The 22,392-nt window shown below is 63.5% G+C and carries 17 protein-coding genes; 12 read left to right on the top strand and 5 right to left on the bottom strand.

What is annotated here, in order from left to right:
* Positions 1 to 5 precede the first annotated feature (5 nt).
* The 3 genes from GJ700_RS30150 to GJ700_RS30140 form a co-directional block, all read right to left on the bottom strand.
* Positions 6 to 1,418, bottom strand: coding sequence for a DUF2169 family type VI secretion system accessory protein (locus GJ700_RS30150; protein ID WP_195764052.1), 1,413 nt, complete (start codon positions 1,416 to 1,418; stop codon positions 6 to 8).
* A gap of 2 nt (positions 1,419 to 1,420) precedes the next feature.
* Positions 1,421 to 3,583 carry a type VI secretion system Vgr family protein gene (locus GJ700_RS30145; protein WP_154381050.1) on the bottom strand — a complete coding sequence of 721 codons (2,163 nt, stop codon included), beginning with the start codon at positions 3,581 to 3,583 and terminating at the stop codon, positions 1,421 to 1,423.
* Between the two features lie 163 nt (positions 3,584 to 3,746).
* Positions 3,747 to 4,154, bottom strand: coding sequence for a PRC-barrel domain-containing protein (locus tag GJ700_RS30140; RefSeq protein ID WP_154381048.1), 408 nt, complete (start codon positions 4,152 to 4,154; stop codon positions 3,747 to 3,749).
* Positions 4,155 to 4,356: 202 nt separating this feature from the next.
* On the opposite strand from GJ700_RS30140, the gene pyrG reads away from it, so the two are divergent.
* The 5 genes from pyrG to GJ700_RS30115 all read left to right on the top strand — a co-directional run bounded on the left by pyrG (position 4,357) and on the right by GJ700_RS30115 (position 10,043).
* On the top strand, positions 4,357 to 6,039 hold the full coding sequence (gene pyrG / locus GJ700_RS30135; protein ID WP_154381046.1) for a CTP synthase: 1,683 nt from the start codon (positions 4,357 to 4,359) through the stop codon (positions 6,037 to 6,039).
* Positions 6,036 to 6,890 (top strand): 3-deoxy-8-phosphooctulonate synthase, encoded by an 855-nt coding sequence (kdsA, locus tag GJ700_RS30130; protein ID WP_154381044.1) that lies wholly within the window; start codon positions 6,036 to 6,038, stop codon positions 6,888 to 6,890. Before pyrG ends, kdsA begins: the two co-directional genes overlap by 4 nt.
* 230 nt (positions 6,891 to 7,120) lie before the next feature.
* Positions 7,121 to 8,404 carry a phosphopyruvate hydratase gene (gene eno, locus GJ700_RS30125; RefSeq protein ID WP_154381042.1) on the top strand — a complete coding sequence of 428 codons (1,284 nt, stop codon included), beginning with the start codon at positions 7,121 to 7,123 and terminating at the stop codon, positions 8,402 to 8,404.
* A 107-nt stretch (positions 8,405 to 8,511) separates the two neighbouring features.
* Entirely contained in the window at positions 8,512 to 8,874 is a 363-nt protein-coding gene (gene ftsB / locus GJ700_RS30120) for a cell division protein FtsB (protein WP_154381040.1), read from the top strand.
* A gap of 68 nt (positions 8,875 to 8,942) precedes the next feature.
* Positions 8,943 to 10,043 (top strand): ChuX/HutX family heme-like substrate-binding protein, encoded by a 1,101-nt coding sequence (locus GJ700_RS30115; protein ID WP_154381038.1) that lies wholly within the window; start codon positions 8,943 to 8,945, stop codon positions 10,041 to 10,043.
* Positions 10,044 to 10,175: 132 nt separating this feature from the next.
* Here GJ700_RS30115 and GJ700_RS30110 read toward each other — a convergent pair whose 3' ends face one another.
* On the bottom strand, positions 10,176 to 10,916 hold the full coding sequence (locus tag GJ700_RS30110) for a FadR/GntR family transcriptional regulator (protein WP_154381036.1): 741 nt from the start codon (positions 10,914 to 10,916) through the stop codon (positions 10,176 to 10,178).
* A gap of 230 nt (positions 10,917 to 11,146) precedes the next feature.
* Here GJ700_RS30110 and GJ700_RS30105 point away from each other — a divergent pair, with 230 nt between their 5' ends.
* The 7 genes from GJ700_RS30105 (at position 11,147) to GJ700_RS30075 (ending at position 20,341) form a co-directional block, all read left to right on the top strand.
* Positions 11,147 to 13,891 (top strand): TonB-dependent receptor plug domain-containing protein, encoded by a 2,745-nt coding sequence (locus GJ700_RS30105; protein WP_229507329.1) that lies wholly within the window; start codon positions 11,147 to 11,149, stop codon positions 13,889 to 13,891.
* Positions 13,892 to 13,996: 105 nt separating this feature from the next.
* Positions 13,997 to 15,151 carry a mandelate racemase family protein gene (locus GJ700_RS30100; protein WP_154381034.1) on the top strand — a complete coding sequence of 385 codons (1,155 nt, stop codon included), beginning with the start codon at positions 13,997 to 13,999 and terminating at the stop codon, positions 15,149 to 15,151.
* Positions 15,152 to 15,207: 56 nt separating this feature from the next.
* Positions 15,208 to 16,794 (top strand): ABC transporter substrate-binding protein, encoded by a 1,587-nt coding sequence (locus GJ700_RS30095; RefSeq protein ID WP_154381032.1) that lies wholly within the window; start codon positions 15,208 to 15,210, stop codon positions 16,792 to 16,794.
* 3 nt (positions 16,795 to 16,797) lie between these two features.
* On the top strand, positions 16,798 to 17,820 hold the full coding sequence (locus GJ700_RS30090; RefSeq protein WP_154381030.1) for an ABC transporter permease: 1,023 nt from the start codon (positions 16,798 to 16,800) through the stop codon (positions 17,818 to 17,820).
* A 14-nt stretch (positions 17,821 to 17,834) separates the two neighbouring features.
* Positions 17,835 to 18,731, top strand: a complete 897-nt coding sequence (locus GJ700_RS30085; RefSeq protein WP_154381028.1) for an ABC transporter permease — start codon at positions 17,835 to 17,837, stop codon at positions 18,729 to 18,731.
* A 16-nt stretch (positions 18,732 to 18,747) separates the two neighbouring features.
* Positions 18,748 to 19,584: an ABC transporter ATP-binding protein gene (locus tag GJ700_RS30080; RefSeq protein WP_154381026.1), complete on the top strand. Its 837-nt coding sequence runs from the start codon at positions 18,748 to 18,750 to the stop codon at positions 19,582 to 19,584.
* A gap of 13 nt (positions 19,585 to 19,597) precedes the next feature.
* Complete coding sequence (locus tag GJ700_RS30075; RefSeq protein ID WP_154381024.1) at positions 19,598 to 20,341, top strand: ABC transporter ATP-binding protein; 744 nt, start codon at positions 19,598 to 19,600, stop codon at positions 20,339 to 20,341.
* A 4-nt stretch (positions 20,342 to 20,345) separates the two neighbouring features.
* On the opposite strand, the gene GJ700_RS30070 is transcribed toward GJ700_RS30075, so the two are convergent.
* Positions 20,346 to 22,166 (bottom strand): DUF885 domain-containing protein, encoded by a 1,821-nt coding sequence (locus GJ700_RS30070; protein ID WP_154381022.1) that lies wholly within the window; start codon positions 22,164 to 22,166, stop codon positions 20,346 to 20,348.
* Between the last annotated feature and the right edge of the window lie 226 nt (positions 22,167 to 22,392).

Genomic DNA, 22,392 nt, shown 5'->3' with positions numbered 1-22,392 from the left:
ATAATTCAGCTGAGGGCGGCGGCGGACGTGGTCAATTCGTGCAGGCGTGCCAGCGCTTCCGGCGTCGCGGCATGGTGCAGCCGCGCTTCGTCGAAGGCGCCGTCGGCGACGATGGCGAGCCGCCAGGTCAGGTCCACCTGTGCATTGTCAAGATCGATGACGACGGTATCGATGGCCAGGGGCAGGGCGGATACCACGCCGTCCGCGCCAGCCGTCAGGGCGAACAGCGCCTGTCGCGGCAACGTGAAGGACACGACGCTGTTACCATCGGCATCCGCGCCGGCATAGCCGGCATCGGCGGCGCACAGGTTAACAAGCACAAACCGTTCGCCCCCTTCCAGGTGCGGGCATTGCTGGTCGGCCGGCGCGCCGTTCCAGTAGCGGAAATCGAAATCCTTCGGCAGCAGTGGAATATCGTCGTCGTGCCAGGTGCGCTTGATGTCGACATGGCCGATCAGGTTGCGGCGCGGCAGCCAGCCGCGCCCGACATAGCCCATGCCGGCTACCGTAAACGGTTCATTGCCGCAGGCGGATTGCCAGAAGGCCTTTGCCGTGAAAGGCATGGCGGGGTATTCGATCCGTGGCGCGGGCAGCGACGCGATGCCGCTGGCCTGCACATACCAGTCGCGCGTAAAACCCGCGCCGACCGGATTGCCGTGGCACGCATCATGGGCGATGGGCGGGTTGTTCGTGCCAGGATAGGCGGCCTGCTGTTCCCGCGTCAGCTTGTGCTGATCGGGAATCTGCGCCGCAAACGCATCCGCAGCTTCCACCCGGCATTCGCCGCCAAACGCATATTCATAGCGCAGCGGTACCCGTGAACTGGCCGCTGCGCTGCCCAGGCGCCATGGCGTGCCCTGCAGCCAGCGCAGCGGCGCCGCGTGCCGGTGCAACCGGCGTTCGCCGTGGACGCGCAATGTTTTGTCCACGAGGACTTCACCCGGCTGCGGTGTGCGTTCCGCGGCAGCCAGTTCCCGCTGCCATTGCTGGTAGACCTCGGGCGACAGCGGTTGCCACGGATTGAGCGGATGCGGCCGTTCCGGCAGCCTTGGCGGCAGGTCGGGGCGCTGCACGCGCAGCGAGACATCGAACCAGGGCGCGGCGGCGCCGGCCGGCGGATGGGCGTCGCCCACGACCACGATGTCGCACAGCGGCTTGTAGGGCGCGAGGTCGTTTTCATAGCGCACACTCTGTTCGATGTCGTCGCCATGATGGACATCGGTGACGTGCAGCAGGGCCGCTTCGTCGACGGGGATAAGCAGCGCCTGCCCGGGAGCGTCGCCGGGGCGCAGCGCATACGCGGTCTTGGCGGCGATCACATGGAACGCCACGCCGTTCTGATCGACCGTGTCAAAGTGCAGCGCATCGAACCCGGTGCGGTTATCGAAACGCAGGCTGGGAATGGCTGGAAATTCCACGGTCAGCCTTCCGGATTGGTGTCGACGTCGTCGCCGTGCAATTCCACCTTCTTCGAGCCACGGATGATGATTTCCTTGCCCGAGATTTCAATGCGGCCGTCCTGGCGCATGACGAACGTGCTGGCGCCGACTTCGATGCGGAATTCCTCGCCCGCGGTAAACGAAATTTTCTGGCCGACCGTCACGGTCTTGGACAAGCCAACCTGCTCGGCCTGCATCAGCGCCACCGTGGTATTCATGGCCGCACCCACCGAAGTCTGGTACGCGCCGCCGATGCTGACGATTTTCGCCAGGCCCACGGTTTCGATCTTCAAATGGCCAATGGTGACATTACGCGTGCCGCCAATATCGATGGTCTCATTCTTCCCCACATCCTCGGTCCGGTTATCGCCGATGCTGATGGTCTCGTTATGGTCGACCCGCTCCTTGCGGTCGTTATGCACCGTGATAGTTTCATCGTGGTCCACCGTCTCGGTGCGGTCATGCTTGATATGGCTGGTTTCGTCGTGGTCGATGGTCTTGCGGCGGTCGTTGCCGACCCACTTGTCCTCATCGTGCTCGACTTCCGTCAACTGGTCCTTTTCCGCATGCAGCCACAGTTGCTCGGCGCCTTTCTTGTCTTCGAAGCGGATCGCGTTGGCGTTGCCGTAGGCGCCACCCGGCGTCGAGCGCGACAGGATGCCGCTCTGGGTCTTGTTGTCCGGCAGCGTCCATGGCGGCATGGTTTGCGCATTCGGCACCATGCCCGTCACCAGTGGTCGGTCGGGATTGCCGTCCAGGAATTGCACGATGACTTCGGTGCCGATGCGGGGAATCGACGTCATGCCAAAGTTCGACCCGGACCACGGCGTGGCCACGCGCACCCAGGCCGAACTCTTGTCGTCGAATTGTCCTTCACGGTCCCAGTGGAATTGCACCCGTATGCGGCCGTATTCATCGGTGTGGATTTCTTCGCCGGCCGGTCCCACGACAGTGGCCGTTTGCAGGCCGTACAGTTTCGGTTCGCTGCTGTTGTAGCCCCGTCCGGGGCGCCACGGGATGGTTTTGCGCAGGCACGTAAGCGTGTTGCTGTACTGGGCCGGCTGGCTGCCGTTGGCGTGGTAATTGTTGCTGGCGCTGTGGCGCGCCTGCACGATGAGGAATTCGCTGTCCTGGCTGTTGCTGCCGTCCGGGTCGATGTCGAAGTGGCCGGTCAGCTGGAACCAGCGGCCCGGCTGCACGGTGCGGTCGTTGCCGGCCGCCTCGAAGCGCTTGCCGCCCGCTTCGATTTCCTCCATGCGCCGGCGCGCCAGCGCATTGCCGTCGTCGCCGGCGGAAAAACCGTAGGCGCCCGTGTATTCATACACTTCCAGCTGCGGCACGTCGCCCTGCTGGTGGATGGTGGGCAAGGTCGCGCTTTGCGGGCGGGGCGCCTTGAAGTCAAAGCTGGACAGCGCCACGCTGGCCGGCACGATGCGCCGCACCGGCGACCAGTCGCCGATCGCGTCGTCTTCCAGCGCCCCCGCTTCGCGCTGGAAGGCAATGGTAGGCACGCCGTCGATGGGATCGGCGCCGGTCGAGTCGTCCGACAGGACCAGCGTGTGGCCGTCGGCGCGGTGTTCATACCAGTAATGCCAGCCGCGCTGTTCCCAGCGCCGGTGCACGTAGTTGTAGTCGGTTTCCGCCGCCTGGCAGGCGTCCGTCAGTACCGGGTCGTCGCCGTGCAGCCGGGTTTGCCAGTCCGGCAACGGATAGTCGGCAAAGATTTCCGCGGTTTGCTGCTGCACGGTCTTGCCATGGAACAGGTAATAGTCGCGGCGCAGCCGCAGGTAGGCCAGCCACGGACCCAGCTGCATGCGGTAAAACGCAAAGCCGCCATCGGTGCGGGTCAGCGCGAATTCGAATACGTAGCCGTTGAAGTAGCGCAGCGTGCCGTCTTCGCGCACCAGGGAAATGGTGACCATTTTCCCCTCGACGTCCTTCAGCGCCAGCCGGGCATTTTCCGACAGCACTTCGACGGTAAAACTGAAATCGCGCGACAGCGCTTCGTCGGCATCGAGGCGGTTCGGCAGCAGCAGCGCGTACGGACCATCCTCGTTGGGAAAGGACAGGCGCAGCAGACGGTTATTCTGGCTGATGCCGAGCAGGGCCTGGGCGACATCGAGGGCGGATTGGGTCTTGGTCATAGCAATTTGCAAGTTCCCTGGAAGACAGGAAGTTGCAATGCTAGCATCAAATTATTTTTTTGATATTGTTGCTGGATGTCTATTGTGCGCGGGTTCTCAACCGCGCGTGGCGGCGCCGGCATGGCGGCTTTGCCTTTGGCAAAACCGCCCTATGGTGGTTGCGTTAGCGGGATGCGGCGCCGGTCTGGTAATACCGGTGTACTTCCGTCATCCACGCCTGGTTGGCCATGTCCGGCCAGTGGTCGGCATCGAAGCCGGGCGCGTTTTCAATGCGCTCCTTGCTGATGTCCATGGTGAAGCGCTTGTTGGCGGTGTCGAGGGTCAGTGCTTCCCAGGGCACGGCGAACAGTTTTTCGCCAAGGGTCAGCACGCCGCCGCTGGCCATGACGACGTAAGCAACCATGCCGGTTTGCATGTCGAGCATGATTTCCTTGATGGTGCCAAGGTGCTCGTTTTGCAGGTTGTGGACGTGGTCGCCGATCAGCGTGTCGGCGCCCATCAGGGCCGGCCCAGGGCCTTGATGGCCGGTGTCGACATACATGCCGTAGGCATCGCGTTCAGAGTAGCTCATGGTGTCCTCCTGGTCTAAAGCTCTATTGTCTTGTAGAAGACCAGACAACTCTGTGCGATGCGCCACCGACCGTCAACATTGCCAAATTACTTATGCTTGCAGGCTGATAACAGGTTTTTTCCGGACGTAGGGATGAAGAAGACCCAACTTTAGGCTATAATTTTAATTTCCCGCATCGTGCCGACCGGCACCCGATCTGCCCATGACCAAATATGTCTTCGTCACCGGCGGCGTTGTGTCTTCCCTTGGTAAAGGGATTGCCGCCGCCTCCCTCGCCGCGATCCTCGAATCGCGCGGCCTCAAAGTCACCATGCTGAAACTGGATCCGTATATTAACGTCGATCCGGGCACCATGAGCCCCATGCAGCACGGTGAAGTGTTCGTCACCGATGATGGCGCCGAGACCGACCTGGATCTCGGCCACTATGAGCGTTTCATCTCCACCCGCATGCGCAAGGTGAACAACTTCACCACCGGCCAGATCTACGAATCCGTGATCCGCAAGGAGCGCCGTGGTGAATACCTGGGCAAGACCGTCCAGGTGATCCCGCACATCACCAATGAAATCCAGGATTACATCCGCCGTGGCGCGGAAGGCTACGATGTCGCCCTGTGCGAAATCGGCGGCACCGTCGGCGACATCGAATCGCTGCCGTTCCTGGAAGCCGCGCGTCAACTGAGCCTGCGTGCAGGCCGCAAGAATACCGCGTTCGTGCACCTGACCCTGGTGCCGTACATTGCTTCGGCCGGCGAACTGAAAACCAAGCCGACCCAGCACTCGGTGCAAAAGCTGCGTGAAATCGGCATTTCGCCAAACGCGCTGCTGTGCCGCGCCGACCGCCGCATTCCGGAAGACGAAGTCGCGAAGATTTCGCTGTTCTCGAACATCGAAGAACGCGCCGTGATTTCCGTGTGGGACGTCGATACCATTTACAAAGTGCCGCAAATGCTGCACGACCAGGGCCTGGATGCGATCATTTGCGAAGCGCTGGACCTGAACCCGGCGCCGGCCGACCTGTCGATGTGGAGCAAGTTGATCTACACGCTGGAAAACCCGAAAGCGGAAGTGTCGATCGGCATGGTCGGCAAATACGTGGAATTGACGGAATCGTACAAGTCGCTGACCGAAGCGCTGCGTCACGCCGGCATCCACAATGAAGCACGCGTCAACATCGAGTACATCGACTCGGAAGAGATCGAAGCGAACGGCGCCTCCAGCCTGTCGCAGTACGACGCCATCCTGGTACCGGGCGGCTTCGGCAAGCGCGGCGTGGAAGGCAAGATCAAGGCGGCGCAATTCGCCCGTGAAAACAAGATCCCTTACCTGGGCATCTGCCTGGGCATGCAAGTGGCGCTGATCGAATACGCGCGCCACATGGCCGGCCTGACCAACGCCAATTCCACCGAATTCGAACCGGAAACCGACCAGCCAGTGGTCGCCCTGATCGATGAATGGCAAGGCCTGGACGGCAAGGTCGAGAAGCGCGACGAGAAATCCGACCTGGGCGGCACCATGCGCCTGGGCGCGCAGGCGTGCGCCGTGAAACCGGGCACGCTGGCCGCCGAGATCTACGGCAGCGTCGTGACCGAGCGTCACCGTCACCGCTACGAAGCCAACAACCTGTACCTGGGCCGCGTGGAAGCCGCCGGCCTGGTGGTGGCGGCCCGTACGCCGACCGAAGACCTGTGCGAAATCATGGAATTGCCACGCACTGGCGCCAACGCGCACCCGTGGTACATGGGCGTGCAATACCACCCGGAGTTCAAATCCACCCCGCGCGACGGCCACCCGCTGTTCACGTCGTACATCAAGGCGGCGCTGGCCAACAAGGCTGCCCGTGGCGGCCACTTGCACGCGGTGCAAGTTGAAGGAGATGCAGCATGAAACTGTGCGGTTTCGACGTCGGCCTCGATCAGCCGTTCTTCCTGATCGCCGGCACCTGCGTGATCGAATCGCGCCAGATGGCATTCGACACGGCCGGCGCATTGAAAGAGATGACCACTGAACTGGGCATCCCGTTCATCTACAAGTCGTCGTTCGACAAGGCGAACCGCTCGTCGGGCACGTCGTACCGTGGTCCGGGCATGGACAAGGGCCTGGAAATCCTCGGCGACGTGAAACGCGACCTGGGCGTGCCGGTACTGACCGACGTGCACTCGATCGAAGAGATCGAAGCCGTGTCGTCCGTCGTCGACGTGTTGCAGACGCCGGCCTTCCTGTGCCGCCAGACCGATTTCATCACGGCCTGCGCGCAGTCCGGCAAACCGGTCAACATCAAGAAGGGCCAATTCCTGGCGCCTGGCGACATGAAAAACGTCATCGACAAGGCCCGCGCCGCTGCACGCGCCAAGGGCTTGAACGAAGATAACTTCATGGCGTGCGAGCGCGGCGCTTCGTTCGGCTACAACAACCTGGTGTCCGACATGCGTTCGCTGGCCATCATGCGCGACACCGGCGCGCCGGTCGTCTTCGACGCCACCCACTCGGTGCAGCTGCCGGGCGGGAACGGCACGTCGTCGGGCGGCATGCGTGAAATGGTGCCGGTGCTGTCGCGCGCGGCAGTTGCCGTGGGCGTCGCCGGCCTGTTCATGGAAACCCACCCGACGCCGGCCACGGCCCTGTCGGACGGCCCGAACGCGGTGCCGCTGGGACGCATGAAAGACTTGCTGTCCGTGCTGATCGAGCTGGACCGCATCACGAAGAAAGCCGGTTTCCTGGAAAACAGCTTCAATTGATGTGGTGACATGATTTACCGGGGCGGGCCCGGCGTATATACAGTACGCCGGGCCCGCTTCCACATCCGGGCTACCTCTGTTACCCTTGCAACAATTTTTTGCGGGGACGGTGAGCACGTAGGGCGGCTTTGACAAAGCCGCCATGAGCCGTCGAACCGCATGCAGGCGGGTTTGTAAAACCCGCCCTACGCATTTCAGATTTTCGCTTTTAACTTCGTTTGGAGATACACATGAGTGCAATCGTAGACATCATCGGCCGTGAAATCATCGACTCGCGCGGCAATCCGACCGTCGAGTGCGACGTGCTGCTGGAATCGGGCGTGATGGGCCGCGCCGCTGTGCCGTCGGGCGCATCGACCGGTTCGCGCGAAGCCATCGAACTGCGCGACGGCGACGCCAAGCGCTACTTCGGCAAGGGCGTGCTGCAAGCCTGCGAAAACATCAACACGGAAATCTCGGAAGCCATCATCGGCCTGGACGCCAATGAGCAAGCCTTCCTGGACCGTACGCTGATCGACCTGGACGGCACCGAAAACAAATCGCGCCTGGGCGCGAACGCGATGCTGGCCGTCTCGATGGCCGTGGCCAAGGCTGCCGCTGAAGAAGCCGGCCTGCCGCTGTACCGTTACTTCGGCGGTTCGGGCGCGATGCAATTGCCTGTGCCGATGATGAACGTGATCAACGGCGGCGCGCACGCCGACAACAACCTGGACATCCAGGAATTCATGATCATCCCGGTCGGCGCTCCATCGTTCAAGGAAGCCATCCGCTACGGCGCGGAAGTGTTCCACACGCTGAAGAAAATCCTGCACAAGAAAAACCTGAGCACGGCAGTGGGCGATGAAGGCGGTTTCGCCCCATCGCTGGCTTCGCATGAGGAAGCCATCAAGCTGATCATCCAGGCCATCGAAGAAGCCGGCTACGAGCCAGGCACGCAAATCGCCCTGGGCCTGGACTGCGCAGCCTCCGAGTTCTACAAGGATGGCAAATACCACCTGGAAGGCGAAGGCCTGGTGCTGTCCGCTGAAGAATTCACCAACCTGCTGTCGACCTGGTGCGACAAGTACCCGATCATCTCGATCGAAGACGCGATGCACGAAGGCGATTGGGATGGCTGGGCAACGCTGACCAAGGCGTTGGGCGGCAAGGTTCAGCTGGTGGGCGACGACCTGTTCGTCACCAACACCAAGATCCTGAAAGAAGGCATCCAGAAAAACATCGCCAACTCGATCCTGATCAAGATCAACCAGATCGGCACGCTGACCGAGACGTTCGCCGCCATCGAAATGGCCAAGCGCGCCGGCTACACCGCCGTGATCTCGCACCGCTCGGGCGAAACGGAAGATTCGACCATCGCCGACATCGCCGTGGGTACCAACGCACTGCAGATCAAGACCGGCTCGATGTCCCGTTCGGACCGCATGGCCAAGTACAACCAGTTGCTGCGCATTGAAGAAGATCTGGGCGATATCGCTTCGTACCCTGGCCGCGACGCGTTCTACAACCTGAAGTAAATAGCTGTAGGGCGGCTTTTACAAAGCCGCCTGCATGCACCGCGGCGACGCTGAGGCGGCTTTGTAAAAGCCGCCCTGCGTATGCCGCGAGTTCCTTTGCAATCTATATGCGTCTGATTACCCTTGCTTTAGCAACGTTGCTGCTGCTGATCCAATATCCCCTCTGGCTGGGAAAGGGCGGCTGGCTGCGCGTGCGCGAGCTGGAAGGCCAGCTGTCCGTCGCGCAGGAAAAAAACGCCGCGCTGAAAAGCCGTAATGCCAAGCTCGAATCCGAAGTGCGCGACCTGAAAGACGGTACCGGCGCCGTGGAAGAGCGTGCCCGCTATGAGCTGTCGATGCTCAAGCAAAATGAAATCTTTGTACAGATTCTCGGCAAGGACCAGCCCAAGCCACAGGGCGCCGTGACCCCGGCGCCGGCAGTGCAGCCTGCGTCGCCTGCCACCGCTGCGCCCGCCAAACCCAAGTCTTAACGTCCGCCACCGATCACGCGGAGAGCGCGGATAGCGCCAGCCTGGCGCCAACCCGACCGGAGAGTGCCATGACCATACAACCTGTACGGCGCCGCCTGCTGGCTTGCAGCGGCGCCTTGTTGCTGGCGCGCGCCATGCCTGCGCGCGCGGCAGCACCCGACGCCGTGCCACCCTTTATTCCCGTCCGCGATGGCGCACGCGCCCTGGCGGCGACCATCGGGCCGAACGTGGTACTGCTGAACACCGCCAATAACGCCGCGCGCGACATCATGCGGCGCGCACTGGACTTCGGTCACATCATGGCGCAAACCGGCAATGAGCTCGCTGTCATGGAACGGACCGGCGTGGCCATGCGCCTGGAGCGGGAAGGCGATGCCCCGGCCAGCGACGCCGCCGGCGACGCACAGGGACGCAATGTCGCCGGTGGCTACGTCGGCGGCGATATTGATTTGAACTTCAACTTTGACGCCTGGCGCCATGCCTTCGCCGTGACGCGGCGCGGCAATGACGGCAGCGTCACGCGCAGCCTGGAGTTTTTCGATGCGCACGGTGACGCCGTGCACACGCTCTACCTGCGCAATGAAGCGGCCGGCGGCTTGTTCGACATGCTGGCGCGGGATTTCCGCGCGCCGGAACAGCGCCTGTCGCTGGAGGCGGCGCCTGCGCCCGCCAAGGCGGAGGAAAAGCCGGACAGCGCCATCGATATCCGGCAATTCCGGCAAGCGTGGCTCACCATGGCTGATCCTGGCCAGTTCGGCGCCATCATGGCGGACTTCGGCGTCACGCGCGAACAGGCGCTGCGCCTGGCGCCGCCGGGCATGGCGCGCCAGCTTGGGGGCGATGCCGTGCGGCGGCTGCTCGATGACGTGGTCCGGCACAGGCTGCCCATCATGGTGCTGGTCGGCAATGCCGGCATCACGCAGCGGTACACCGGCCTGATTGCAAACGTGGCGGGCGATACCGTCGCCTGTACCGCGCAAGCGCCCGGCTTCAGCCTGCGCTTGCGCGACAGCGCGTTCCACAGCGGCTATGCGGTACGGCGCGCCGGCGTCACGTCGGTGGAGTTTTTCGGCAAGGATGGGGAGCTGGCCGTGGCATTCCTGGGTGTGCGCGAACGGGCCAGGCCGCAGGCGTGGGACGAAGTGATCCAGGGCTTGCCAAAAGCCTGATCGAAACGGCAATATTTCCAGAAAACGGCTTGCGCGGGTTTCCTGTGCAAGCCGTTTTTTTTGGATTTACCTATCAGACGTCTGACGAGTTGGTGTGTAAAAACAGCCGCGCGGGGCGGCTTGAAAGCGTGGTTAGCGGCGGCCGGCTTCGTGCAGTTCGTGTGCGCGCCGCAGGCGTTCCCGGCTGTTGCTGAGGTGGGTGCGCATGGCGGCGCGGGCCGATTCCGGATCCTGCCGCGCAATGGTGCCGACGATGTCTTCGTGCTCCTGGCGCACGCGCGCGATGTACACCTCCGGCGCGTCGCGCGGGATGTGGGCGGAGGCTTGCCGCGCCAGTGGCAATTGTTCCTTGTGGATGTGGGTCAGCACGTCGAGCAGGTAAGGGTTGTTGGTCGCCTGGGCGATCGCCAGGTGCAGCTGGGTGTCGTCGGCGGCCGTGTTGCCGGGCTTGTCGCAGTGCGCGAGGAAGGTGTCCAGGCAGGCGCGGATGCGCTGCAACTGTGCGTCGCTGCGGCGCGTGGCCGCCAGGCCGGCGGCTTCCGTCTCCAGCATGATGCGCAATTCCAGCAGCGACAGCACGTCTTCCTTGCTCATGTTGTGCTTCAGCGCCAGCCCCATGGTGTGCGGCGTACGGTCCAGCACGAAAGTGCCTTTGCCCTGGCGGGTTTCCACCATGCCGGCCGCCTGCATGTGCGACATGGCTTCCCGCACCACGGAGCGGCTGACGCCCAGTGCGCGGATGATTTCCGCTTCGGATGGGACTTTTTCGCCGGGTGCAATACGGCTGTCGCGTATCAATTCCGCCACATAGTTGACGACGCCTTGTGCCAGTGAGCGGGGTTTGTGGGAGGCAAGTGGGAGGCTGGAATCCATGGATCGCTTGTCGGAGGTGAAAAACGCCGGTTGCGTTTTCGGAATGTCGTGATTATACTTGCTTCCAAGTTGTCAGACGACCGACAACAAAGGCAGCAAGTGCAATGACAACATCAGGGGCAAGTCTCGCTACCCAGAGCAGGTGGCGGAGGCGCATAAAACGGACAGGCGCACCGCGCCGGAACCGCGCGCCTAACGATCGCAGAATCCGAACCCTAGGAGACAAGAACATGTACCGCCGAATTTGCCGCAGCGTTGACCGCAGCCACGTTTCTTCCGCCATGCCGAGCCGGCTCGGCATGACCTCGATCGCGCTGGCCGTGCTGGCGCTGGCCGGCCAGGCCCAGGCCCAGGCCCAGGCCCAGCAAGCTTCCGCCGAGGCGCCGATGCAAAAGGTGGAAATCACCGGTTCCACCATCAAGCGCGTGGCAGCGGAAAACGCCTTGCCCGTGTCGACCGTGAAAGCCGACGATTTCGCCAATGCCGCGCTGACCACGATCGCCGACGTGGTGACGTCGCTGCCGGTGGGGGCCACCAACGTGCCATCGTCCGCCGGCGCCGGCACCAATATGAACATGCGCGGCATCGGCATCAACCGCACGCTGGTGCTGCTCAATGGCCGCCGCATGGTCAACGAACCGCTCAGCAATGGCTTCGTCAACGTCGACATGATTCCCATGAGCGCGCTGGGCCGCGTGGAAATCCTGCGCGACGGCGCGTCGTCGACCTACGGCACCGACGCGATCGGCGGCGTGGTGAACTTCATCACCAAGCGCACCCACAACGGCGTCAATGTGACGGCGCAAACCGTGCTGCCGGAAAAATCAGGCGGCGGCAAGGAACACCGTCTCAGCATCCTGGGGGGCATGGGCAAGCTGGACTCCGATGGCTGGAACGTGTACGCCACCATCGATGCCCACAAGCGCAGCGCGCTCGATTCGAACGACCGCCCGGAACTGTCCAGCCCGGAATTGCTGGCGCAGCTGGGCATCGCGCCGCGCGCCACCAGCGGCACCTACGCTTTCCCGGCCAACGTGTTTTCGCCATCCACCGGTATCACGGGCAACCCGTATTACGCCAGCGGCTGCAAGGCGCCGTACTCGATGCCGGCCACCCGCAATACCTGCATCCTCAATTCGAATTACTACGTGCTGGCCTTGCCGGCCAACTCGCAAACCACGGCCTTCACCAAGGGCACCTTGCGGCTGTCGGACGACCATACGGTCACGGCGGAATTGCTGTATGCGCGTGAAAACATCACGACGCAGCGTGCGCCCACCACCACCGTCGGCTTCAATAACGCGGTGGCCACCATCACGCCGGCCAGCAAGTACTATCCGGGCGGCAGCGCCGGCGTGCCGGCCATCGCCGGCTTGAACGGTTCGACCCTGAACGTGTCGTGGAGCGTAGCGGAACTGGGCCCGGCCATTGCACGCGACCAGCAGGAAGCGACGCGCTTCGTGCTGGCCGACGAAGGGCGCCTGGGACAGTGGGATTACCGCCTCGGCTACATCTACAGCCGCGGCCAGCGCGATTCGTGGTTCCGCCAGGGTTACCTGAATGGCCCGAAATTGCAGGAAGGCGTACGCAATGGCACGCTCAATCCGTTCGGTGCGCAGGATGCGGCCGGCCTGGCTTACCTGCAAAGCATTTCCGCCGACGGCGGCCAGATCCGCCACACCACCAACCGTTATACGGGCGCCGACCTGACGTTGACGCGCGAACTGATGCAACTGGCCGGCGGCCCGCTGACCTTCGCCACCGGCGCCGAATACCACGCGGACGCCAATGACGACAGGGCGCTCGATGGCGTCATCAACGTGCCTTACCAGAACCGTTTGCCCAGCTATGCGGAAGGCAAGCGCAATATCAGCGCGGCGTTCGCGGAAATCGACGTGCCGCTGACCAGCGAACTCAATCTCAATGCGGCGGTGCGGGCCGACCGTTATTCGGACTTCGGCAATACCGTCAACCCGAAAGCCAGTTTCCGCTACCAGCCGATGAAAACGCTGATGTTCCGCGGCTCGGCCAGCACCGGTTTCCGCGCGCCGACCCTGTTCGACCGCTATGGCTACCGCCTGCCGGGCGCCACCGCGCTGACCACCAGCCGCTGGGACGATCCAAAACTGTGCCCCGGCACGATGGGCCTGGCCGGCACGGGCAAAGCCGTGGCGGGCGCCAATCCGCTGGTGGTGTGCAACGCTTTCCTGCCGATCCAGCAGGGCAGCAATCCGGACGTGCTGCCGGAAGAGTCGCGCAACCTGACCCTGGGCATGGTGCTCGAACCGGTGCGCAACATGATGCTGTCGCTGGATTACTTCAATATCCAGGTGCGCAACAGTATCGGCCAGTTGCCGCAAAACGCCATCTTCACCAACACCGCCAAGTATGCGGACCTGTTCGTGCGCAACCCGGACGGCACGCTGGCGTACGTGAAAAACACCGTGATGAACCTGGGCGACCTGCGCACCAGCGGCATCGACGTGGGATGGAATTACGCGTTCCCGAAACATGCGTATGGCGACTTCAAGGTGGGCCTGGAAGGCACGTACGTGACGCGCTTTGAAAACCAGAACGAGAAGGATGGCCCGTGGATTTCCAACCTGGGACGCTTCGGCTCCGTCGGCTCCGGCAACGTCAGCTCCAGCCCGACCTACACGTTCCGCTGGAAGCACACCTTGCGCATGTCGTGGGCGAAGGCAGACTGGTTCTCGCAACTGACGCAAAACTTCAATACCGGCTACCACGATTTGAACAACGTCACGCCGGAATACTTCCGCGACATCAAACCGTATTCGGTGTGGAACTGGACCTTGTCGTACAAGGGCATCAAGCACACCCAGATCACGTTCGGCATCAGCAACCTGTTCGACACCAATCCGCCAGTGACCAACTCGAACTCCACCGCGTATGCCAACAACATCGCCAGCCCGATCGGCCGCGCCTACAACGCGCGCGTCAGCTACGACTTTTAAGCAGCACCGATCGAGCGGCAAGCACCGGCCCTTTGGCGGGTGCGCTGCGTGAGTTGTCCACGCGTGAAGGCGCATCCGCTCTTTTTATTCCTGAGAAAGCAGCAAATGAAAATCGAACGTGTACAAGGCACCGTGTTCCACTACCTGACCAAGCGCAGCGTCGACAGCGCAGGCCATTCCCACCCCGGCCCGGAAAAGCGCGCCACCATGGCGATGGTCACCATCACCGCCGACGACGGCACCAGCGGCTATGCCTTCGGCCCCGTCGAAGTGGTGCGTCCCCATGTGCTGGAAGCGTTTGCCCGCAAGGTGTTGATCGGCCAGGATCCATTCGACCGCGAACGCCTGTGGCAGGAACTGGCGCACTGGCAGCGCGGCAGCGCGGGCCAGTTGACCGACCGCGCGCTGGCCGTGTTCGAGCAGGCGCTGTGGGACTTGGCGGGCCGCAAGCTGAACATGCCGGTCTACAAATTGCTGGGCGCATACCGCGACAAGGTGCCGGCCTATGGCAGCACCATGTGCGGCGATGAATTGAAAGGCGGCTTGTCGACACCGGACGAATACGCCGCCTTTGCCGTCAAGCTGGTGGAGCGCGGCTACAAGGCCATCAAGCTGCACACGTGGATGCCGCCCGTGTCGTTCGCGCCCAGCGTGGCGATGGACATCAAGGCGTGCGCCGCCGTGCGCGAAGCGGTCGGCCCGGACATCGCCTTGATGCTGGACGGGTATCATTGGTACAGCCGCACCGACGCGCTGACCATCGGCCGCGCGCTGGAAAAGCTCAACTTCGCGTGGTTCGAGGAAATGATGAACGAGCAAAGCATGGCGTCGTATTCCTGGCTGGCCAGCCAGCTCGATATTCCCATCGTTGGCCCGGAATCCATTTCCGGCAAATACCACACGCGCGCCGACTGGGCGCAGGCGGGCGCCTGCGACATCCTGCGCGCCGGCGTGCCGGGCGTGGGCGGCATCACGCCGACCATGAAAGTGGCGGCGCTGGCCGAAGCGTTCGGCATGGATTGCGAAGTGCACGGCAATGGCGCGGCCAACCTGGCGGTGACGGCGGCCATCAAGAATTGCAGCTGGTATGAGCGTGGCTTGCTGCACCCATTCCTCAATTACGACGAACCGCCGGCTTACCTGCGCAACCTGCCGGACCCGATGGATGCCGACGGTTATGTGCACCTGTCGCAATTGCCAGGCCTGGGCGAAGACATCGATTTCGATTACATCGCCGCCAGCACGGTGGAAAATTACTGAGCGGCCGCATGGGACTCGCAAATCTCATCCAGCGGACCAGGCGGACATTCAGGTGGATGTTCGCGTGGCTGGCACTGCTGGCCGCCATGACGTGCAGCCAGCCGGCGCAGGCAACCACGCCGCGCGGCCAGCTGGTGATCGGCATGAACATGAACAACCTGCTGTCGCTCGACCCGGCCGGCGCCACCGGCAACGATGTGCTGGGCGTGGTGGCCAACCTGTACGACTACCTGGTGGAACTGGATCCGCACGATCTCACCATCGTCAAGCCGGCACTGGCGGAAAAGTGGGAAATTGCGCCGGACCGCAACAGCCTCACGCTGACCTTGCGCGACGGCGTTCGCTTCAAGAGCGGCCGTCTGCTGACGGCGCACGACGCGGCGTGGTCGCTGCAGCGCGTGCTGAAACTGAACCTGGCCATGGCGTCGCCATGGAAAAGCTATGGCTTCAGCAAGGCCAATGCCGAACAGCTGATTACCGCGCCCGATGCGCGTACCCTGCACATCGTGCTGCCGGAACCGACCGATCCGAAAATGGTGTTGTACACCTTGGGCACGTCCGTCAGTTCCGCCATCCTGGACCGCGACACGGTGCTGGCGCACCAGAAAAACGGCGACCTGGGCGCGGCGTGGCTGCTGACGCATGCCGCCGGTTCCGGCCCGTTCACGTTGACGGAATGGCGCGCCAAGGATGCCATGCTGCTTGACCGCTACGACGGTTACTGGCGCGGCCCGGCGAAATTGCGCCGCGTGGTGATGCGCCACGTGCCGGAATCGCTGTCGCTGCGCTTCATGATCGACCGCGGCGACGTCGACCTTGCGGCAGGCATGGCGGCGCCCGACATCGAAGCGCTGAAGCATGTGGGCCGCGTCGACGTTCAGCCGGTCAAGCGGGGCAACACGTATTACGTGGCATTGAGCCTGAAAGACGCGAAATACGCGGACAAGCGCGTGCGGCTGGCGCTGCGCAAGCTGATCGACTATGACGGCATCAACACGGCGATCATGCCGCACTACGGCGTGCCGCACCAGCGTCCCGTCATGAGCGGGCTGGCGGCGACCTTGCCCGATCCCGGCTACAAGCTGGACGTGGCGGGCGCGCGCAAGCTGCTGGCCGAAGCGGGCTACCCGAATGGCTTCCGCACCACGATCCGCGTGCTGTCCGATCCGCCGATGATCAATATCGCCACGGCGCTGCAGGCAACGCTGGCGCAGGCGGGCATCGACGCCAGCATCCTGCCCGGTACTGGCAACCAGGTGTATGGCTCGATGCGCGACCGCAAGTTCGAAATCGTCGTGGGCAGGGGAGGCGGCGGCGTGGAACCGCATCCGCATGCCAACCTGCGCGCCATGGTGTACAACCCGGACAACCGCGACGCCGCCCGGCTGACCAACTTCCAGGGCTGGCGCACGTCGTTCCACGACGATGACATCAACCGCCTGATCGAGCAGGCCGTGCGCGAGCGGGACGAACAAAAGCAGCTGGCCATGTACCGCGAAGTGCAGCAACTGTATGACCGCGAGGTGGGCGCGATCCAGCCGATCGCGCAAATGGTCGATACGGTGGTGCTGAGCCGCCGCGTGCATGGCTACGTGGGGCATCCGTCTGCCACCACCTTGCTGCGCGATGTTTATAAGGATTGAGCCATGAGTGGATTGAAGAAGGGGGCGGGCGCCTGGCGCACGCGCCTGCTGAGTACCGCGGCGACCTTGCTGGGATTGCTGGTGCTGACGTTCTTTATCGGCCGCGTCATGCCGATCGACCCGGTGCTGGCGATCGTCGGTCCTGATGCGGACGCGTCGACGTATAAACAGGTGGAAGCGCAACTGGGGCTGGACCGGCCGATGCTGGTGCAATTCAGCCACTACCTGGGTGAGCTGGCGCAGGGCAACCTGGGCACGTCGCTGTTGACGGGCAATGCGGTGAGCGCCGACATTGCCCGCGTGTTCCCCGCCACGGTGGAACTGGCCACCCTGGCGATCATTGTCGGCACCTTGCTGGGCGTGCCGCTGGGCGTCTATGCGGCCAGCCGGCGCGGCCGCCTGGGCGACCACGTGGTGCGCGTCATCAGCCTGGCCGGCCATTCGACGCCCGTGTTCTGGTTCGCGATGATGGGCTTGCTGGTGTTTTATGCGTGGCTGGGCTGGGCCGGCGGCTCCGGCCGCATCGCGCTGGCGTTCGATGGCGCGATTCCCCGCGTGACGGGCCTGCTGCTGGTCGACACGCTGTTGTCCGGTAACTGGGAAGCGTTTGCCAGCAGCGTCAAGCACATTGTGCTGCCGGCCTGCATCCTGGGGCTGCATTCGATGGCCTACATCAGCCGCATGACGCGCAGCTTCATGCTGGCGCAACTGTCGCAGGAATACATCCTGGCCGCCCGCGTCAAGGGCTTGTCGGAAGCGGCCGTCATCTGGCGCCATGCGTTCCGCAACATCCTGGTGCAATTGCTGACCATCGTCGCGCTGGCCTACGGCGGCTTGCTGGAAGGCGCGGTGCTGATCGAGACCGTGTTTGCATGGCCCGGCTTCGGCCAATACTTAACCAACAGCCTGCTGCTGGGCGATATGAATTCCGTCATGGGGTGCGTGCTGCTGGTCGGCGTCATCTTCGTCACGCTCAATCTCGTATCGGATGCCCTGTACCAGGTCTTTGACCCACGGATGCACTGATGCTGACACCTGCCATGTCCCAACCTCCCGCCGCTCCCGCCGTCCCTGCCGTCGCGGACTCTGCCGCCTCGGCGCTGCAGGAAACCGTGCGCCGCGCGCTGCACCATTTGCTGCGCAATCCCATGACCCTGGCCGGGCTGATCGTCGTCGTGCTATTGGTCGCGGCCGCGCTGTGCGCGCCGTGGATCGCCACCCACGATCCGCTGCGCCAGGATTTATATGCCACCTTGCAGGCGCCGGGCGCCGCGCACTGGTTCGGCACCGATGAATATGGACGCGACACGTTCAGCCGCCTAGTCTATGGCGCCCGCACCACGCTGTACATCGTGGCGCTGGTGACGGTCGTGGTGGGCCCGGTCGGGCTGGCTGTGGGCGCCGCCTCCGGCTACTTCGGCGGCTGGGTCGACACGCTGTTCATGCGCATCACCGATATCTTCATTTCCTTCCCCAGCCTGGTGCTGGCGCTGGCTTTCGTGGCCGCGCTGGGACCGGGGCTGGAACACGCGGTGATTGCCATCGCCCTGACCGCGTGGCCGCCGATCGCCCGGCTGGCGCGCGCGGAAACGCGCTCGCTGCGCAAGGCCGACTTTATCGCGGCCGTGCAATTGCAGGGCGCGTCGCCGATGCGCATCCTGGTGCGCCACATCGCGCCGCTGTGCTTATCGTCGGTGCTGGTGCGGCTGACGATGAACATGGCGTCCATCATCCTGACGGCGGCGGGCCTGGGCTTTCTCGGCCTGGGATCGCAGCCGCCGTCGCCGGAATGGGGCGCGATGATTTCAGCCGGAAGGCGCTACATGATGGAGTGCTGGTGGCTGGTCGCCATGCCGGGCGCCGCCATCATGCTGGTCAGCCTGGCCTTCAATCTGCTGGGCGATGGCTTGCGTGATATCTTCGATCCGCGCAGCTGAGGAGAACATGTTGAATATGGACATAAAACTGCAGGCGGACGATTTGCGCGTGCGCTTCGCCACGCGCGACGGCATGGTCGACGCCGTGCGCGGCGTCTCGTTCACACTGGGCAAGGAAAAGCTGGCGATTGTCGGCGAATCGGGTTCCGGCAAATCCACCGTGGGCCGCGCGCTGTTGAAACTGCACCCGGCCAGCGCCCGCATCGAGGCGCGCACCCTGCGCTTTGGCGACGTGGATTTGCTGCGCGCCGATGAAAAGCAGATGCGCGCCCTGCGCGGGCGGCGCATGTCGATGATCATGCAAGACCCGAAGTACTCGCTCAATCCCGTGATGCGGGTGGGCGACCAGATCGCCGAAGCGGTGCTGGTGCACCAGAAGGTGTCGAAAGCCGAGGTGCGGGAGCGGGTCATCGCCATGCTGGAAAAGGTGCGCATCCGCGACCCGCAGCGCGTGTACGACTTGTATCCGCATGAAATTTCCGGTGGCATGGGGCAGCGCATCATGATTGCCATGATGCTGATTCCGAACCCGGAAGTGGTGATTGCCGACGAACCGACGTCGGCGCTCGATGTGTCGGTGCGTTCGCAAGTGCTGTCCGTGCTGGACGAACTGGTGGAAGAGCGGGGGCTGGGGCTGATCTTCATCAGCCACGACTTGAACCTGGTGCGCAGTTTTTGCGACCGCGTGCTGGTCATGTACGCGGGCCGCGTGGTGGAAACCATTGCGGCGGCGGACCTGGACCGTGCGCAGCACCCGTACACGCGGGGCTTGCTGGCCGCGCTGCCCGATATCGACGTCAAGCGCCCCGTGCTGCCGGTGCTGCGGCGCGACCCCAGCTGGCTGACGCAATAACAGGAGACCAAGCATGATTACCGTAGACCGGCTGGCGCTGTCGTTTGGCGACCACCAAGTGCTGCATGACGTGAGTTTCGACGTGAAGGAAGGGGAAGTGTTCGGGCTGGTGGGCGAATCCGGTTCCGGCAAGAGCACGGTGCTGCGCTGCCTGGCGGGACTGCATACGCACTGGCAGGGCGCCATGCGCATCGACGGCCAGGAACTCGGCCACCGTATCGACCGCGAACGGTGCCGGCTGATGCAGATGGTGTTCCAGGACCCGTATGGCTCGCTGCATCCGCGCCATACCATCGACACGGCCCTGTCGGAACCGTTGAAGATCCACGGCATCGGCGACATCGACGACCGCGTGTGCGACATGCTCGTCAAGGTGGGCTTGAATCCCTCGTTCCGTTTCCGCTATCCGCACCAGTTGTCGGGCGGGCAGCGGCAGCGCGTGGCGATTGCGCGGGCATTGATCCTGTCGCCGCGCATCCTGCTCCTGGACGAACCGACGTCCGCGCTGGACGTGTCGGTGCAGGCGGAGATCCTGAATCTGCTGGAAGAGTTGCGGCTGCGGGAGGGTTTGACGTATTTGCTGGTGACGCACGACCTGGGCGTGGTGGTGCACATGTGCCACCGGCTGGCCGTGATGCAGCAGGGCCGCATCGTCGATACGCTGGACAGCGAGTTATTGCGCACGGGCGGGGCCAGTCATCAGTACACGCGCAGCCTGCTGGCCGCCTCCCGCAGTTATCAAAGGGAGGCGGCATAGCGGATTATTTGCTGCGCGCGATCCACTCGTTGACGCGTGCCTCCAGGATCGGCAGTGGCAACGTGCCGTCGCCGAGGATCACCGCGTGGAATGCCGGGTAGCTGAATTTGCCGCCCAGTTCACGCTGCGCCTTGTCGCGCAAGGCGAGTATTTGCAGCGAACCGATCTTGTAGCTCAGCGCCTGCGCCGGCCATACCATATAGCGTTCGACCTGGTTTTTCGCCCGCGCTTCGGACACGCCCAGCGTCTCGACCATATAGGCGATGGCTTTTTCGCGGCTCCAGCCCAGCGCATGCATGCCGGTGTCGACCACCAGGCGCACGGCGCGCAGCATTTCCGCGTTCAGATGGCCGTAGTACGACACCGGGTCGTCATACAGGCCGAAATCCTTGCCCAGCGTTTCCGCATACAGCGCCCAGCCTTCCGTATACGCCGCATTGTTCTGGTTTTCCGTGCTGAACATGCGGAAGTCCGGCAGCGGCATTTCCTTCAGCAGCGCCGCGTGGAAGTGATGACCTGGCACGCCTTCGTGCAGCAGCAGGCTGGCCATGCCGGTGCGGCTGTAATCTTTCGGATCGTTGACGACGGCCCAGAACACGCCCGGGTGCGAACCGTCGGCGGCGGGCGGCGTGTAGTGGTCCGATGCGGTGGCGCGCGTCAGTTCAGGTTCCAGGTCCACCACCAGTTTGGATTTCGGCACCAGGCTGAAATACGCGGGCAATTTGGTTTGCACCGTGTCGTACAGCTTGCGGTAGGCGTCCAGCACTTCGGCTTCCGTCGTGAAGGGCTTGAATTGCTTCTGGTCGCGCACCCATTGCGGGAAGGCTTGCGCCGGGCCTTCGTAACCCAGCTTGCCCATCAAGCCTTGCATCTGGCCGCTGATGCGCGCCACTTCCTTCAATCCCAGCTCGTGCACCGCCTGCGGCGTCAGTGGCAAATTGGTGCTGTCGCTGATGCGGGCCTGATACCACTTGGCGCCGTTCGGCAGCGCGCTCCAGCCCGTGCTGTCGCGGCTGGCGGGCAGGTATTCCGATTCGAGGAAGCGCACCAGGCGTTCCAGCGCGGGGTTCAACTGGTCCACGGCCGCGCGGTAATCGCGCGCCAGGCGAGCCTTGTCTTTCGTACCGAAGGTGGCGGGCATGCGCTTGATCGGCGAGTAATACACGCTGCTGTCAGCCGTGGCGCTGCGCAGCGCCGCCATTTGCGGCAGCATGGCTTGCGTGATGGTCTTCGGCTGCACGACGCCTTGCTTGATGCCTTCGCGCATATTGGCTATGGCCTGGTCGATCCACGGCGCCAGTTGGCGCACGCGGCTCAGGTAATCCTGATATTGCTTGACGGTGCCCAGCGGTTGCGAACCGGTGCCGCCCGCGTAGTTGGCCAAGGTGCTGGGGATGTTGTCGAAGTGGTTCAGCGGCAGCAAGTGTTCGGGGAACGGCGCCAGCGCCAGGGCCGCGTCCAGCTCATAGGCCAGCAAGTCCAGCGTGATCTGGTCGGGCGCGGCCAGCGTGGCCCGCGGGATGCCGGCCAGGCGCGCCTGCATGTGGCGGTAGACCGAGAACTGCTTTTCCCGCACGGCGGGGGAGATGGCCATGCCGATCTGGTCGTTGTAGCGGCTGTCGCCGTTGGCGGTGGCGAACAGCAGCGGGTCGAAGCGGGCGCGCGCCACGTGGAATTCCTTGGCCAGCAAGGCGAGTTGGCGCTGGGCGGGACCGGCTTGTTGCGCGGTGGTGTTTGCCGGCGCTGCCTGTGCCGGGCTGAAGGTGAGGGGACTGGCCAGCAGGCTGGCGGCAAGTACCGGGATCGCGAAACGATGAGGCAGCATGGGGATATCCTGAGCGAAGTCGGAAAGGCGCTCAGGATACTCCAAAACTTGTGGCTGTTGAAACTCCCACGGCTGGTGGCGGGAGTTATCGCGGTGCGGGCATGGCGGCTTGATGAAACCAAGCCGCCCTTCTATGAAGTTTGTCCAGGTACGTCAGCAAATTCTTTCCAAACTGTGCTCCGCCTATTCGCCGACTGGCCCGGGGTCAAGGGTGTATCTTCCTTGA

Origin of the sequence: Pseudoduganella rivuli (assembly GCF_009674485.1) — a bacterium.
Classification (GTDB): Bacteria; Pseudomonadota; Gammaproteobacteria; order Burkholderiales; family Burkholderiaceae_D; genus Rugamonas; species Rugamonas rivuli_B.
The sequence above is the reverse complement of the archived record's forward strand: the minus strand, read 5'-3'. Positions and strand labels throughout refer to the sequence as shown.

Bases quoted from the DNA above. Each gene is read 5' to 3' on its own strand.
- GJ700_RS30145 (WP_154381050.1), bottom strand. From the start codon at position 3,583: ATGACCAAGACCCAATCCGCCCTCGATGTCGCCCAGGCCCTGCTCGGC.
- GJ700_RS30140 (WP_154381048.1), bottom strand. From the start codon at position 4,154: ATGAGCTACTCTGAACGCGATGCCTACGGCATGTATGTCGACACCGGC.
- pyrG (WP_154381046.1), top strand. From the start codon at position 4,357: ATGACCAAATATGTCTTCGTCACCGGCGGCGTTGTGTCTTCCCTTGGT.
- kdsA (WP_154381044.1), top strand. From the start codon at position 6,036: ATGAAACTGTGCGGTTTCGACGTCGGCCTCGATCAGCCGTTCTTCCTG.
- eno (WP_154381042.1), top strand. From the start codon at position 7,121: ATGAGTGCAATCGTAGACATCATCGGCCGTGAAATCATCGACTCGCGC.
- ftsB (WP_154381040.1), top strand. From the start codon at position 8,512: ATGCGTCTGATTACCCTTGCTTTAGCAACGTTGCTGCTGCTGATCCAA.
- GJ700_RS30115 (WP_154381038.1), top strand. From the start codon at position 8,943: ATGACCATACAACCTGTACGGCGCCGCCTGCTGGCTTGCAGCGGCGCC.
- GJ700_RS30110 (WP_154381036.1), bottom strand. From the start codon at position 10,916: ATGGATTCCAGCCTCCCACTTGCCTCCCACAAACCCCGCTCACTGGCA.
- GJ700_RS30105 (WP_229507329.1), top strand. From the start codon at position 11,147: ATGTACCGCCGAATTTGCCGCAGCGTTGACCGCAGCCACGTTTCTTCC.
- GJ700_RS30100 (WP_154381034.1), top strand. From the start codon at position 13,997: ATGAAAATCGAACGTGTACAAGGCACCGTGTTCCACTACCTGACCAAG.
- GJ700_RS30095 (WP_154381032.1), top strand. From the start codon at position 15,208: ATGTTCGCGTGGCTGGCACTGCTGGCCGCCATGACGTGCAGCCAGCCG.
- GJ700_RS30090 (WP_154381030.1), top strand. From the start codon at position 16,798: ATGAGTGGATTGAAGAAGGGGGCGGGCGCCTGGCGCACGCGCCTGCTG.
- GJ700_RS30085 (WP_154381028.1), top strand. From the start codon at position 17,835: ATGTCCCAACCTCCCGCCGCTCCCGCCGTCCCTGCCGTCGCGGACTCT.
- GJ700_RS30080 (WP_154381026.1), top strand. From the start codon at position 18,748: ATGGACATAAAACTGCAGGCGGACGATTTGCGCGTGCGCTTCGCCACG.
- GJ700_RS30075 (WP_154381024.1), top strand. From the start codon at position 19,598: ATGATTACCGTAGACCGGCTGGCGCTGTCGTTTGGCGACCACCAAGTG.
- GJ700_RS30070 (WP_154381022.1), bottom strand. From the start codon at position 22,166: ATGCTGCCTCATCGTTTCGCGATCCCGGTACTTGCCGCCAGCCTGCTG.